Below are 421 nucleotides of genomic sequence, written 5' to 3'. Positions count from 1 at the left end.
GGTATAATATATAGCAGCTGTGGAGAGATTCGAACTCCCAACACGCGCTATTTTGTATCAGGGGAATCCGCTGCTCTGCCAATTGACAAAAATTAACAAAGTACAGATGTAAAAAAGCCTCTGCATTTCTTCTGAGGCTTAATATATGGCAGGGGTGGAGAGATTCGAACCCTCAACACGCGCAGTTTTGTAATTAGCGGGATCCGCGGCTCAGCCAAGTAGCGACAAACTCCAAAATCCAGATGTAAAAAAGCCCCAGCATTTCTGCTGAGGCTTAGTATATGGCAGGGGTGGAGAGATTCGAACTCCCAACACGCGGATTTGGAATCCGCTGCTCTGCCAATTGGAGCTACACCCCTAAATTTTGATTCCAGCAAATGCTAGATTCAAAAAAAACCTCGCATGTAGCGAGGTTCTCGAA

At 45.8% G+C, this 421-nt stretch carries 1 tRNA gene; it reads right to left on the bottom strand.

The features are described 5' to 3' along the window. Window positions 1-282: 282 nt before the first annotated feature. A tRNA-Trp gene (locus RH88_RS08445) sits at window positions 283-359 on the bottom strand. Between the last annotated feature and the right edge of the window lie 62 nt (window positions 360-421).

Origin of the sequence: Vibrio scophthalmi LMG 19158, assembly GCF_000222585.1 — a bacterium.
GTDB lineage: Bacteria > Pseudomonadota > Gammaproteobacteria > Enterobacterales > Vibrionaceae > Vibrio > Vibrio scophthalmi.
This window is presented reverse-complemented; position numbering and strand designations above follow the sequence as displayed.